The sequence below is a fragment of the Deltaproteobacteria bacterium IMCC39524 genome (assembly GCA_029667085.1).
Taxonomy (GTDB): Bacteria; Desulfobacterota; Desulfuromonadia; order Desulfuromonadales; family BM103; genus M0040.
The window spans coordinates 24,163-38,230 of sequence record JARUHJ010000006.1 but is presented as its reverse complement, the minus strand read 5'-3'; the positions used below and the strand labels follow the sequence as shown (position 1 = coordinate 38,230).

General features: G+C 51.2%; 14 protein-coding genes. 12 read left to right on the top strand and 2 right to left on the bottom strand.

The genetic code is table 11. The features are described 5' to 3' along the window. Positions 1–2: 2 nt before the first annotated feature. A complete protein-coding gene (locus P9J64_14495; protein ID MDG5469537.1) occupies positions 3–1,919 on the top strand; it encodes a fumarate reductase/succinate dehydrogenase flavoprotein subunit in 1,917 nt (638 codons plus the stop codon). Then, entirely contained in the window at positions 1,919–2,659 is a 741-nt protein-coding gene (locus tag P9J64_14490) for a succinate dehydrogenase/fumarate reductase iron-sulfur subunit (protein ID MDG5469536.1), read from the top strand. Before P9J64_14495 ends, P9J64_14490 begins: the two co-directional genes overlap by 1 nt. Positions 2,660–2,931: 272 nt before the next feature. Here P9J64_14490 and P9J64_14485 read toward each other — a convergent pair whose 3' ends face one another. Continuing rightward, the gene (locus P9J64_14485; protein ID MDG5469535.1) at positions 2,932–3,519 is read right to left on the bottom strand and encodes a 50S ribosomal protein L11 methyltransferase; all 588 of its coding nucleotides are present in this window, start codon (positions 3,517–3,519) and stop codon (positions 2,932–2,934) included. Between the two features lie 71 nt (positions 3,520–3,590). Then, positions 3,591–4,535, bottom strand: coding sequence for an AEC family transporter (locus P9J64_14480; GenBank protein MDG5469534.1), 945 nt, complete (start codon positions 4,533–4,535; stop codon positions 3,591–3,593). Positions 4,536–4,801: 266 nt separating this feature from the next. On the opposite strand from P9J64_14480, the gene P9J64_14475 reads away from it, so the two are divergent. From P9J64_14475 to P9J64_14430, 10 genes are all read left to right on the top strand, one after another. Beyond that, positions 4,802–5,926 carry an ATP-binding protein gene (locus P9J64_14475; protein MDG5469533.1) on the top strand — a complete coding sequence of 375 codons (1,125 nt, stop codon included), beginning with the start codon at positions 4,802–4,804 and terminating at the stop codon, positions 5,924–5,926. Further along, entirely contained in the window at positions 5,923–7,299 is a 1,377-nt protein-coding gene (locus tag P9J64_14470; protein ID MDG5469532.1) for a sigma-54 dependent transcriptional regulator, read from the top strand. Before P9J64_14475 ends, P9J64_14470 begins: the two co-directional genes overlap by 4 nt. Continuing rightward, complete coding sequence (locus P9J64_14465) at positions 7,280–8,635, top strand: trypsin-like peptidase domain-containing protein (protein ID MDG5469531.1); 1,356 nt, start codon at positions 7,280–7,282, stop codon at positions 8,633–8,635. The genes P9J64_14470 and P9J64_14465 overlap by 20 nt, the downstream gene beginning before the upstream one ends. A gap of 33 nt (positions 8,636–8,668) precedes the next feature. After that, positions 8,669–9,118 (top strand): PaaI family thioesterase, encoded by a 450-nt coding sequence (locus tag P9J64_14460; GenBank protein MDG5469530.1) that lies wholly within the window; start codon positions 8,669–8,671, stop codon positions 9,116–9,118. Positions 9,119–9,260: 142 nt separating this feature from the next. Continuing rightward, positions 9,261–9,797 (top strand): TlpA disulfide reductase family protein, encoded by a 537-nt coding sequence (locus tag P9J64_14455; GenBank protein ID MDG5469529.1) that lies wholly within the window; start codon positions 9,261–9,263, stop codon positions 9,795–9,797. 5 nt (positions 9,798–9,802) lie between these two features. Next, entirely contained in the window at positions 9,803–10,549 is a 747-nt protein-coding gene (locus P9J64_14450) for a cytochrome c biogenesis protein CcdA (GenBank protein ID MDG5469528.1), read from the top strand. A gap of 90 nt (positions 10,550–10,639) precedes the next feature. Next, a complete protein-coding gene (locus tag P9J64_14445) occupies positions 10,640–11,086 on the top strand; it encodes a transcriptional repressor (GenBank protein MDG5469527.1) in 447 nt (148 codons plus the stop codon). Positions 11,087–11,153: 67 nt separating this feature from the next. Further along, a complete protein-coding gene (gene feoB / locus P9J64_14440) occupies positions 11,154–13,109 on the top strand; it encodes a ferrous iron transport protein B (protein ID MDG5469526.1) in 1,956 nt (651 codons plus the stop codon). Further along, positions 13,106–13,279, top strand: a complete 174-nt coding sequence (locus P9J64_14435) for a hypothetical protein (GenBank protein MDG5469525.1) — start codon at positions 13,106–13,108, stop codon at positions 13,277–13,279. The genes feoB and P9J64_14435 overlap by 4 nt, the downstream gene beginning before the upstream one ends. 48 nt (positions 13,280–13,327) lie before the next feature. Next, positions 13,328–13,975 (top strand): metal-dependent transcriptional regulator, encoded by a 648-nt coding sequence (locus tag P9J64_14430; protein MDG5469524.1) that lies wholly within the window; start codon positions 13,328–13,330, stop codon positions 13,973–13,975. Positions 13,976–14,068 lie beyond the last annotated feature (93 nt).

Here is a 14,068-nt window from a genome sequence, read left to right as displayed (position 1 = left end):
TAATGATACTCGACGGTAAGTGTCCAACAGGACCAATTGAAACTTCATGGGATCGTCATCGCTTCGAATCGAAGCTTGTCAATCCAGCTAATAAACGTAAATACAAAGTTCTCTGTGTTGGTACCGGCCTCGCCGGTGGCGCCGCAGCTGCATCACTCGGTGAACTCGGCTATCAGGTCGAAGCTTTCTGTTACCAGGACAGCGCCCGCCGTGCTCACTCTATCGCTGCACAGGGCGGCATCAATGCTGCGAAGAACTACCCGAACGACGGTGACTCTGTTTATCGTCTCTTTTACGACACTATCAAGGGCGGTGACTTCCGTGCCCGTGAAGCAGACGTCTGGCGTCTGGCCCAGGTGTCAAACAACATCATTGATCAGTGCGTTGCTCAGGGCGTCCCTTTCGCTCGCGACTACGCTGGCTACCTTGACAACCGCTCCTTCGGTGGCGCCCAGGTCTCCCGTACCTTTTATGCTCGTGGTCAAACCGGTCAGCAACTGCTTCTCGGCGCTTATTCGGCGCTCTCTCGCCAGGTTAAGGCTGGTACGGTTAAGCTCTTTGAGCGCCGTGAGATGCTTGACCTGGTTGTCGTTGACGGTGTTGCCAGGGGTATTACCTGCCGCAACATGGTTTCGGGTGAGATCGAGTCCTACTGGGGTGATGCTGTCATTCTGGCCACTGGTGGATACGTCAACGTTTTCTACCTTTCGACCAACGCCATGGGCTGTAGCGTTACTGCCGCCTGGAAGGCCGCCAGAAAAGGCGCCTACATGGCTAATCCTTGCTACACACAGATTCACCCGACCTGTATTCCGCAGCATGGTGATCAGCAGTCGAAACTGACTCTGATGTCTGAATCGCTTCGTAACGACGGTCGCTGCTGGGTTCCAAAGAAGGTAGAAGATTGTGAGAAGCCTGCGGCAGATATCGCAGATGAAGATCGTGACTACTACCTGGAGCGTAAATACCCATCTTTCGGTAACCTCGCCCCACGTGATATCGCATCCCGTGCTGCCAAAGAGCAGTGTGACGAAAATCGTGGCGTCGGCCCCGGTAAACGTGGTGTTTATCTCGACTACCAATCAGCAATCGACCGTGTTGGTGAAGATACCATTCGTGAGCGTTACGGTAACCTCTTCGAGATGTACGAGAAGATTACAGACGAAAATGCTTATAAGCAACCGATGCGCATCTACCCTGCACCACACTACTCCATGGGTGGTCTCTGGGTCGATTATAACTGCATGAGCAACGTCCCAGGCCTGTTCGTTCTCGGTGAGGCAAACTTCTCCGTTCACGGCGCCAACCGTCTCGGTGCTTCGGCACTGATGCAGGGCCTGGCCGATGGCTACTTCGTTATTCCTTACACGATTGCCAACTACCTGGTAACTGTGAAGCCGGGCGAAGTAAAAGGCGATCACGAGGCATTCAAACAGTCTGCCGATGAGGTCAAAGCCAACATCGACAAGCTACTTTCGATCAACGGCACCAAGACTCCTTCTGAGTTCCATCGTGAACTCGGAAAGATCATGTGGGAGAACGTTGGCATGGCTCGTAGTGATGAAAGCCTCAAGGAAGCTCTCAAGCTTATCCCGGCGCTTCGCGATGATTTCTGGAAGAACGTCAAAGTGGTTGGCACCAATGAGCAGTTCAACCAGGAGCTCGAAAATGCCGGTCGACTGGCTGACTTCTTCGAGTTTGCCGAAATTCTCGCTAAGGATGCACTCAACCGCGAAGAGTCTTGCGGCGGTCACTTCCGTACCGAGCATCAGACTGATGATGGCGAAGCGATGCGTAACGATGAAGACTTCTGTTACGTTGCTGCCTGGGAGTTCAAAGGTGCGGGTGTTGAGCCTGAACTGCACAAAGAGCCTTTGAAATTTGATAATGTCAAGCTGGCCGTAAGGAGTTACAAATAATGAAACTCAAACTGCACGTATGGCGCCAAAACGGGCCAACAGATAAAGGAAAGTTGGAGACGATTGATGCTCCAAATGTAAGTCCTGACCAGTCTTTTCTGGAGATGTTGGACGACGTCAATCAAGCTCTGGCTCTTGAAGGCAAAGATGTTATTGCATTCGATCACGATTGTCGCGAAGGGATCTGCGGCATGTGCTCACAGGTTATCAATGGAGTTCCTCACGGCGGCCAGGACCGGACTACGGTCTGCCAGCTGCATATGCGGAAATTCAACGATGGCGATGAGATCTTCATCGAGCCTTGGAAAGCACGTGCTTTTCCGGTGATCAAGGACCTGGTCGTTGATCGTAACGGTCTGGAGAAAATTATGCAGGCTGGTGGTTACACCTCCTGCCATACCGGTGGTGTTGCCGATGGTAACGCGCTGCTGATTGGCAAGCCTGAAGCTGACTACGCTATGGATGCTGCAGAGTGCATCGGCTGTGGTGCCTGTGTTGCTTCTTGCCCTAACAGCTCTGCGATGCTCTACACCAGCGCCAAGGTGGCTCAGCTTGCTGTCCTGCCTCAAGGTAAGATAGAAGCTGCTAAGCGTGTTATGGCTATGACCGAAGCTGCCAAGGACAATGGCTTTGGTAACTGCTCAAACCATTACGAGTGCCAGGCATCGTGTCCGAAAGGCGTCGATGTCAAGTTCATCTCCAAGCTCAACCGGGAGTACATGAAGGCACTGGTCAAGTAATTCAATATCATCTTATGGATGAGTTAAGGGCGAACCAAATGGTTCGCCCTTTTTTTTACATTAATCTAAAAAATGATTTAACTCAAAGAAGTGCGCGCTTTCGAACCAAGATGTAAAAAGAACGTCTCAAAACTAGTTATATAGAGAATTGTTCATTTTTTTTGCATCTTAGCGCCTCTGCGTTAATAAACGGTTTGGCTTGAATTGTTTTTTATTTAAAGGGTTTCCGGATAAAATCGCTTTTTTGAGGTGAATGGGCGTAGGACTGTCGGCTAGCTTTGCCTGATCATCAAGGCGGTACTGAATTCCTCGAGCATATGATTGGAGACAACCTCGCAACCCATTCGTTCATAAGCCTGCCGCACATCAAAGTTGTATTCCCACAAGATGCCAGACAGTAAGAGCAATCCGCCTGGCTTCAGTTTTGTCGTCAATGATTCTGCAAGGTCGAGCAGGATGTCCCCGTAGATGTTTGCCAGTATGAAGTCAAAATTGTTTTCGGTAACCGCATCAAGAGTGCCTGTGATGTGGGTCACCTGGTGATCGATATGATTGAGTCGGCAGTTGATACGTGCCGATTCAACGGCGTCCTGCTCGATGTCAACGCAGACCACATGACTTGCACCGAGTTTAAGTGCGGCTATCGCCAGAATCCCGGTGCCGCTTCCCAGATCAAGAACCTGCGCGCCTTTCACTTCCGGTCTCTGCTCAAGAAGTTTCAGGCAACTCTCTGTGGTCTCGTGTTCACCTGAACCGAAGGCTCCCCTTTGCATGACAAGATCAACACAGCTGCCTGTGCCGGCAGGGCCGTTCGGTGGTGTGATGCGAAACTGAGATCCAATCGTGAAGGGTTTGTACATGCTGACTCCGGATTGTACCGATGCGGACGCTCTGATTTAAATCCGCGCGGCTTGCCATGATAGGCTGGCGGCTAAATCCCCTGGCTGCGTAAAATCAACAAAGCAACTGTGTAGGTTACTGCCGAGAGAAGCGTGGAGAGCATAACGATTGTTCCAGCCAGTTCCGCATCTCCCTTAAGCTGATCCGCCATTATATAATTTGCTGTTGCCGCAGGTGTCCCGGCGATCAGAACTCCGATCCCCAGATCCATTCCTTCGACGCCCATGCTTATCAAAAGTGCTGCGGCGAGGATCGGCAGCCAGATGGTCTTTATACCGCTCGCCATAGCCGCCTTAAAGAGGTCTCCGCGAAGGCGTTCAACAGAGAATCCTCCGCCGATAGCCAGCAGGGCCAGAGGCAGGGTCATCCCGGTTGCTATCTTCAGACTGCGTTCAAAAACCAGAGGTGTTGGCAAATCCAGAAAACTCCAGATGATGCCAAGGAACGAAGCAATAATCAGAGGGTTAAGGATGATTTGACGAAGCCAGAAACTTGCCCCACGTTGTTCGCCATCTCCTCGATGAGGCCAGAGCAGGGCGAAGATTGCGTAGAGGTTTAGAAAGGGCACCAGGAAACCCATAAGGATGCCAGCCTTGGTCAGGCCTGTTTCGCCATAAGCGTTGAGGGTGATCGCCAGACCCATGTAGGCAAGGTTTCCCCTGAAGGCTCCTTGAGCAAAAACGCCTCGAGCGTTGTTCGGGTAATCGCGGAAAACTGAGTAAGCGTAAGAGGCGATAAAGGTAACGGTAATCGCGATGATTGAGCCGACAATAAGGCGGCCATTGAAGTTTGCAAAGAAGTCTGCCGAACCAATTTTGTAGAAGAGCAGCAACGGTAAACAGACATAATAAACCAGCCTGTTCGTCTGCTTTAAGAAGGTGCTGTCAATCAATCCAATGCGGCGCAACAGCCAGCCGAGAGCGATGACAGAGAAAACCGGCAGAACAATATTAATAATGTCAGTAAAAAGGTGCATTTAGAAACTTTCTGTTCAATTGTTACAGAATACAAAATTCAAACGGCTGAATATACATAAAAAACAACCTGGTTCTCTATTTAGTCTATGTGAGGGGCCAATTCTTTCTTACGAAGTCAAAGGACAGACCTTTTGGAAGAGGCGCTTAGGGCGCTGGTTATGAACGAATAATTTTTCAGAACTTCCCTTTTTGGCCTGTTGTGTAATATTCTACAAATATAGAAGTATTCACTTGTTTATTCGTGCCATCACCATAAAGGGTTTGTATGCCGAGTATTCTAAAAGCAAATCGATTACGTCTTTCAATCATTGCTGGCTTGTTGTTAGCGGTGACTGCCATGCATTACCTGACAACAACACAGTTGGTTAATGCCCATGACGTCTATCGGCGCCTATACTACGTGCCGATTGTCCTTGGGGGGGTCTGGTTTGCTTTGCGTGGAGGGATTGTGACTTCGATCCTTGCCTCTTTGCTTTATATGCCGCATGTCCTTTTCCATTGGCAACATCATCCGAGTATCGCTCTCGAACAATACCTGGAAATCGTCCTGTACAACGTGATCGGTTGTCTTACCGGCTTTCTGGCGGAACGGGAACGACAGCAGAAATTGCGTTATCAGAAGACGGCCGAGACGCTGGAAGAAAGTTATCGCAAGTTGCGCGAGCAGGCAGACCAGATCATAGAAATTGAAGGGCAGTTAAGGCGCGCGGACCGACTCTCCGCTCTCGGCGAGCTTTCTGCGGGTATGGCCCATGAGATACGCAACCCGCTGGGATCTATCAAGGGGACGGCAGAAATTTTACGCGACGGTGTGGCGCCTGATGACCCCAAGTTGGAGTTTGCCGATATCTTGATCAAGGAAGTCGATCGTCTCAATAAGGTTCTGGAAGACTTTTTGCGTTTTGCTCGACCGGAACCTGTTGAGCTTGGTCGTTTTTCACCAAATAAAGTTATTGAAGAAGTTCTTGAATTGACCCGGCAGCAGGCTCTCAGCAACCGGGTCGAAGTCGAGGTTGCCCTCGCTGAAGATATGGAAATCCCCGGGCGGGGAGAACAGATCCAGCAGGCTCTGCTCAACCTGGTCCTGAATGCCCTGCAGGTGATGCCCGATGGCGGACAACTTAAGGTGTCATCGACGGTTCATGGCAATGAAGTCGGCATTCATGTCAGCGATAGCGGTCCGGGGATTGCCATGGAAGACCGTGATAGAATCTTCAATCCCTTTGTTACGACCCGTGACAGCGGCACCGGCCTCGGCCTGGCCATAACCCAGAGAATCATCCAGGGCCATGACGGTCATATCGATCTTGAGAGTACGCCTGGCCAGGGTTCAAGTTTCACCCTCTGCCTGCCTATTTCGATGAGAGACATGGAGAATGAGAAATCATGAGTGTACAACAGCCTCATACACCCTCCCGTAAGGTTTTGTTGATTGATGATGATGCCTCGCTCCGGCGCGTAACAGAGTATTCTCTCCATTCTGCCGGATTCCAGGTCTTAAGCGCGTCCGATGGAAAACAGGGGTTGGCATCTTTCCAGGCTGACCATCCCCAGGTGGTCATCACCGATATACAGATGCCTGGCGTTTCAGGGTACGAAGTCCTGCAACAGATCAAAGCTGCGCGACCGGAAACCGTCGTCATTGTCATTACTGCTTACAGCTCTGTAGAAAAAGCTGTTGAAGCTATGAAGCAGGGTGCCTATGACTATCTGGCCAAACCCTTCAGTCGTGATGAACTGGTCATGGTTGTGGAAAAAGCCTTTAACCTGCTTGGCTTGCAGGAAGAGAACCAGAGGCTGAGGGAGCAACTTGAACACCATGTCGATTTTAGCCATATGGTTGGCAGCTCAGACGCTATGCAGAAGGTCTTCGATGTCGTCAGAAGGGTCGCGCCAACGGAGGCTGGCGTGCTAATCACTGGTGAGAGTGGCACGGGAAAGGAATTGATTGCCAAGGCCATTCACCAGGGAGGGGGGCGCAGTAAAGAGCCTTTCGTTGCGATCAACTGTGCGGCTATTCCTGCCAACCTTCTGGAGAGTGAACTCTTCGGCCATGTGCGTGGCGCCTTTACCGATGCGGTACGCGATCGTGTCGGGAAATTCGAGCAGGCTGATGGCGGCACACTTTTTCTCGACGAAGTCGGTGAGATGCCCCTGGAGCTGCAGCCGAAATTGTTACGAGTTCTACAGGAGATGGAAGTCGAACCGATTGGCGGAAAAGTCCGTTCTGTTGATGTACGTATCATTGCAGCCACCAACCAGGATGTGGAACTCGCAATAGAGGAAGGACGCTTCCGTGAAGACCTTTACTACCGACTGGCTATCATCCCGATTGAACTACCGCCCTTGCGTGAGCGTCTGGACGATATCCCGCTTTTGATTGAATATTTCCTGAAACGCTTCAGCGACGGGGCTCCAATTTCTGTTAGCCCTGCTGCCTTTGAATGTCTAAAAGCCTACACCTGGCCAGGAAATGTCAGGGAGTTGCAAAATGCCATTGAACGTCTGGTTGTATTAAGCCACGGTGATGTGGTTGAACCAGAGCACCTTCCCACCAAGTTTCGCGCGGCACCCACTGCTAAAAGGAGTCGTGTCGTTGAGCTCCCCCCGGAAGGCTATTCTCTTGAAACGCTGGAGCGGGAGGTGGTGGTCCAGGCTCTGGAACGAAATGACTGGAATCAGACCCGGGCTGCCGATTTTCTGCAGATTCCAAGACATACCTTGATTTACCGGATGGAAAAATATGATATCAAGAAAAGCTGAGGAGCGTGGCGCGTGGCGCGTGGCGCGAGGAACTTGTAAAATCCTGTTGCTGACGATACTTGTCATAATCATCACCTTGCCATCGTTGGCCTATGAACGGCGTTCTGCCGTGGTCGATACGGTTGCCAAGGCAGGTCCGGCGGTCGTCAATATTCGCACTGAACAGATTGTCCAGCGACGCAGCTCGCCTTTTTTCGGTTTCGGCGATTCCTTCTTTGATGACTTCTTCCGCCAGTTTTCACAGACGCGCAGCTATCGGACACAGTCCCTCGGCTCGGGAGCGATTATCGACAGTCGCGGCTACCTGGTGACAAACGCTCACGTTGTAGAAAAAGCTTCGAAAATTTATGTTGCCCTGCCTGGAGAACACAAGGAGCGTGAAGCCTCTTTGGTCGGCCTGGACCAGGCGACGGATCTTGCCGTAATCAAGGTGGTTACAGAGCAGAGTCTGCCGAATCTTACTTTTGCTGATGATGACGATCTCTTGCTCGGAGAAACGGTTATTGCGATCGGTAACCCCCTCGGCCTGGAGAACTCGGTAACGACCGGGGTTGTCAGTGCGCCAAAGCGCAGACTGCCGGACGGGGAGGGGGGCGTTGCAGCTTTTATCCAGACCGACGCCCTGATTAACCCCGGCAACTCCGGTGGGCCCCTTCTGGATATCAACGGAAGGCTGATCGGGATCAATACGGCCATTGCCCAACAGGCCCAGGGAATAGGCTTCGCCATCCCCGTCAAGGTCGTTCGCCGGGTGGTTAACGACCTGGTTGTACATGGTCGCTTACGTTCAGCTTATGCGGGGATTCTTCCAGGCGAGATCAGCAAATCCATGGTGAAATCACGAGGAGCCGGCGGTGCCCTGGTAACTGAGGTCGATCATGGCTCTCCTGCGGAAAAAGCAGGGATTAATGTCGCTGACGTCATTCTGGAAGTCGATGGCGTGCAAACCGATTCAGCTTCGGAATACCTGGCTTTGTTACGTACCTACCCGCCGGGAGCAAAAATCATATTGATGTTGTTGCGCGGCGAAGAGGTGCTAAGTCAAACGATCAACCTTGTGGAGCTTCCTTCGGGATACGCGATGCGTTATTTAGAGCGGATTTTCGGCCTTTCGGTAGAAGAAGACCGACAGGGGATTGTTATTACAAAAGTTCTCTCAAGGTCGCCGGCGGCGCAGATAGAGTTAAGGCCAGGTGATCGGATCACAGAACTTGAAGGCGTTCGTGTGGATAGTCTGGAAGCTTTTGTTGCGCGGATGGAAGAGACTCTCGGCCGCTTGCCGTTGCGCTTCACTCTCTTCAGGGGACAACGTGGCTACCTGGTTGAGATGCCTTAGAAAACTGTGAATGTGTTATGAAAGGGACGTTCAATGAAGTTGTATTCAGATCCTGATGAGCCCAGGCAGTCCGAGGTTGTACAGTTTGAACTCGAAGAGTGGATCGATAGCTCCCCTTTTGAACGGCTGCTGGGAGTGCAGATTCTCAGCGCTGAAGAGGGTCAGGCTCATTTATCCTTGCCATTCACTCTCAAGCTTTCCAATGGCGGCGGAGTCATGCATGGCGGGGCCTTGACTTCCCTAGCGGATACGGCCGTCGCCATGGCGATAAAAAGCCTGCTGCCGCCCGGAACCGTCTTTGCGACGACTGATCTGTCCATGCAGTTTATTGCTCCGGTTCTTGAGGGGCAGGTCCACGCCTATGCCAGCGTTCGGGAAACAGGAGAGCGGTCTTTTAATGGTGAGTGTGCGTTGCTTGGTGAGGATGATGAAACCTATGCTCTTCTGACCACTGTTTTTAAAGTTTCTCGCCAGGATAAATGACTTTGTCTCGGCCGGAATGGCAACCAACCCGGTTGACATTTTTCCCCTGTAAGGTTACATGTTAGGTCAATATTGTTTTTCCTATATGTCTTTAAAACTTAATCACATCTAATCTTTTTTGACTCAAAAGAAGGGCTCTTCCATGCGTCGTCTCGTTCTTATCATTGTTGTCATTCTCCTGGTTTGCGGATCCGTTTATCTCGTCACTGCAAGCAGTTCACGACCCTCTTATGAGCCGGTTAAGATTGTTGATATGGGTGATCAGGCGCCTGATTTCCTGCTGGAGGATACCGCTGGAAACAAGGTCTCCCTTGCGTCATTAAGAGGCAAGGTTGTCTTGGTGAACTTCTGGGCGACCTGGTGTCCCCCGTGCCGGGCGGAAATGCCCTCAATGGAGAAGCTCAATGAGGCTATGGCCGGTGAAGACTTCGTAATGCTGGCGATCAATGTCGAGGAAAATGGGCGGAGTGTCGTCCCTGAATTCCTGAAGAAATCGCCACATAAGTTCTCTGTCCTTTACGATGATCAGGGCGTTGCGCAGAATCTTTACGGAGTATACAAGTTCCCGGAGTCTTATGTGATTCGAAAAGATGGTGTCGTTGATGATAAAATTATTGGTGCTATAGACTGGGCGCACCCTACGACGATTGAGTATTTTAAGGAGTTGGCGAAAGGCTAATCCGCTTGCAGCAAGCCGCTAACATAACTTACTGGATTGCTTTTACCGCCGGGATTCTATCCTTCGCTTCTCCATGCGTGTTGCCACTGATCCCGTCTTACTTGACTTACATTACCGGGCTCTCGTTCAGCCAACTTGAAGACGCACATCCCAATGCGAGAGTGCGGATCACGGTTCTTCTGCATTCGCTCTGTTTTATCCTCGGCTTCACTGTCGTATTTGTCATGCTGGGAGCCATTGCCGGAGTTGCTTCGAGTAAGTTTCAATTCTATTTGCGCGAAGGCTTGGAATGGGTCGAAAAGATTGGCGGTTTATTAATTTTCCTCTTCGGTGTTCATATGACAGGCCTCTTTCATTTCGGTGTGTTGCTTGGTGAGAAGAGGGTTCAACTGCACAAGAAACCCAGCGGTTACATCGGTACCTTTGTGGTTGGTGTTGCCTTTGCCGCGGGCTGGACGCCCTGTATCGGGCCGATCCTGGCGTCCATTCTGATGATTGCTGCGTCGTCTGGGCATATTGGTGAGGGCATTGGACTGCTCGCTGTTTATTCTCTGGGTCTCGGAGTTCCCTTCCTGCTCGCAGGCCTTCTGTTTCACCAGTTTTTGGTTGCCTTCAACAGGTTCAGGAAATATATCCGTCTCGTTGAAGTTTTTACCGGAGCCATGCTGATGGCCGTTGGCATCATGCTCATGTTCAACCTGATGGGCAAGCTCACCATGTATCTTTACCAGATTTTCCCTGTCCAGGGTTAGCCAGCAGAGGGAGTTTCTTCTCTCAAATTTCACTTGACAGTATCTCTTTTCTTGTTTAATTTGAAAATCGTTTTCAATTGGAATGGGTTTATGGGACATGCTGACAGCAAAAAAAAATTTAAAGATTTCCTTCTTTCTCAGGGGTTGAAATCAACCAACCAACGTGAGCTTATTCTCGCGGAGTTTCTTCGTGCCGGGTCACATCTTTCGACGGAAGAGCTTTATCTGCGTTTGCGCAAGCAGCACCCTAGTATCGGTTATGCAACTGTTCATCGCAGCTTGAAACTGTTTGCACAATGCGGTATCGCCGAGCAACGTCATTTTGGAGATGGCCAGGCACGTTACGAGGCCAGCGATCATGACGAGCATCATGATCACCTGATCTGCGTCTCCTGCGGGAAAATCGTCGAATTTGAGGACCCTCGTATCGAGGCTCTCCAGGTGGAAGTCGCCGGAGAGCATGGCTTTTCTATTGAACGCCATCGTCTTGAGCTTTACGGTTCTTGCGCAGACTGTTCCCCTAACAACTTAAGATAAGTCTCTTTTTTTTGTGTTGTTCTGAAAATGATTATCAATAACAAGATGGAAGGCTCTCCGTACGTCTATGCAAAGCCAAACGCAAACTGAAAAGAAAATTATCCTGGTTGGTAACCCGAATGTCGGTAAAAGTGTGGTGTTCAATACCATGACCGGCAGCTACACGACAGTTTCCAATTACCCTGGTACCTCTGTTGAGGTCTCTCGGGGCCAATGCGAGATTGCCGGTGAGCATTATCAGGTTCTTGATACACCTGGTATGTACTCTTTGCTTCCTATTACCGAGGAAGAGCGGGTGGCCAGGCGGATTCTCCTTGAGGAATCGCCGCATGTGGTGGTGCACGTCATCGATGCACGCAATCTTGAGAGAATGCTGCCGATGACACTCCAGCTCATCGAAGCCGGGTTGCCGGTTGTCCTTCTGATCAACATTATGGATGAGGCGGAACGGGTCGGCATGCATGTCGATATCGCCCTTCTGCAGGAGAAGTTGCAAATCCCTGTTGTTGGCGGTGCGATGGGACGTGCCAAACGAGGCCTGTGGGAGCTGCGAGATGCGATACGTGATTTTGAAGTCAGTAAAGCGACCTTTAACTATGCAACAGATCTCGAAAAAGACATCCATGGCATCAGTGAACTGATGCAAGGGGACTACACCCTCAACCGGCGTAGCTTGACCCTTATGCTGTTACAGCGTGATGAGGAGATTGCTGAGAGAGTCAAGGACAGGGAAGGTGATCGCTACGAAAGGGTGGAAAAGGCTGTTAACGACACCATCTTTGATCGACGAGTGGACCTGCATCTGCGTATCAGCCTGGAGCGCAAACGGATCTGTAACGGCCTCCTGGGTGGCGTCATAACTCAGAAAGATGGCAATCAGCAGACCTTCGCCGATCATGTCTCCAACTGGACCATGAACCCCTGGACCGGTGTGCCCTTGCTGCTGATCGTCCTCTATCTGGGCCTCTACCAGTTTGTCGGCGGCTTCGGTGCAGGAACCATTGTTGATTTCCTTGAGGGGGCTGTTTTTGAAGAGTTTCTCAACCCCTGGGTGATCGGTCTGTGTGAGACGTATATCCCCTGGTACTGGCTTAACGAACTGCTCGTCGGTGAATACGGTTTGTTCACCCTCGGGGTTCGCTATGCCGTTGCAATCATCCTGCCGATTGTCGGAACCTTCTTTGTTGCCTTTGCCGTCATCGAAGACAGTGGCTATTTCCCCCGTTTGGCGATGTTGGTTGACAGGGTCTTTAAAAAAATTGGCCTGAACGGGCGTGCGGTTATCCCCATGGTCCTCGGTTTCGGTTGCGATACCATGGCAACGGTTGTCACCCGCACTCTTGAGTCGACCCGTGAACGGATTATTGCGACCCTGCTGCTGGCTCTGGCCATCCCCTGCAGTGCACAGATGGGAGTTATCCTTGGCCTTCTCTCTGGAGTTCCTGGCGCCTTGATGGCCTGGATGGTGAGCATGGTCGGTGTGTTCTTGCTGGTTGGCTTTCTGGCTGCGCAAATCGTGCCCGGTGAGCGGCCGATGTTCTACATGGAAATCCCGCCGATGCGTCTGCCCCAGATACAGAACGTAATGATCAAGACCCTCACCCGCATGCAGTGGTATTTTATGGAAATTTTCCCGCTTTTCATGATCGCGTCTGTTTTGCTCGTGGCTGGAAAACTTTCCGGGGCGTTGGAATGGCTGGTCGGCATGTTCAACCCGGTGATGCGTTTGCTCGGCTTGCCGAACGAGGCTTCGGCAGCGTTTATCTTCGGTTTCTTTCGCCGTGATTTTGGCGCGGCCGGCCTTTATGATCTGCAGACAGAAGGTTTGCTTGACCCTGTCCAACTGACGGTTGCCGCGGTCACCCTGACCTTGTTTGTCCCCTGTGTTGCGCAGTTCCTGGTTATGCAGAAGGAGCGTGGCTGGAAAACCTCTCTGACGATCTTCTTCCTGGTGACCGGTCTGGCTTTTGCCGTGGGCTGGGCACTTAATAAGTTCTTGTTGATGACGGGGTTTCTTGTGTGAAGTGTACTTTCTGCGAACATGAATTGACTCCCGAGATGCTCCGTGAAAAAGGCTGCGGTGGCTGTCTCGGCGGATGTCGCAAAATTCATTGCCCCTACTGTGGCCAGGAAAATCCGATCGTGCCAGAGTTGCTCGAAAAATTTCTTAAAGATGATAAACATAAAGCTTAGTAACCCGCTTGTTGATAGTCCGGCAGGCTGTAAGAAAGGGAACACTGCATGAACGTTTCGGCCAAGGCTGAGGAAATCCTCGAATCTCTCTGGATAACAACGGAAGAGAAGGGCGAAGATGCCGCTCATTTCGAGAGACTTAATATTGCTCCGGATAACGAAGGCCTGACTGAACTGGTTGGTCTGGCCTTTGTTGAGGTCACTGGCGAATGGGTTCGTTTGCGCAAGGAAGGTCGCGAAGAAGCACGCATGACCGTCCGTCGGCATCGTCTCGCGGAGCGCCTGATGATGGATATCCTTGATATCAAAGGGGTGACTGGTGATGAACGGGCCTGTGAGTTCGAGCATCTGTTGCACCATGGCGTGGACACCAAGATTTGCACCCTTCTGAATCATCCAACCACTTGTCCTCATGGCAAGCCGATCCCTCCGGGGAGTTGCTGTGAACAAGCGCGTCAGGAAGGTGAGGTCGGTGTTGTCGCCCTGACCGAACTTAAAGCTGGAGAGAAGGGCGAAATCGCCTACCTGGCTGCAACTGATGTCAGTAAAATGCAGAAATTGATGAGTATGGGCGTCCTGCCGGGTAGCGACCTTGTGGTCACCAGAACCTTCCCGTCGTACATCTTTAAGGTGGGGTATTCGGAGTTCGCGGTGGATGCTGAGCTTGCCAGGGAAATCTTTGTGCGCAAAGCTTAGTTGTTTTCTGACTATTCAAGAGTTCTTTATCTCTTGCAACCAACTTTGTGATTACCTATAGTTAGTAATCTTTTATGCCATCCTCCGGGTGGT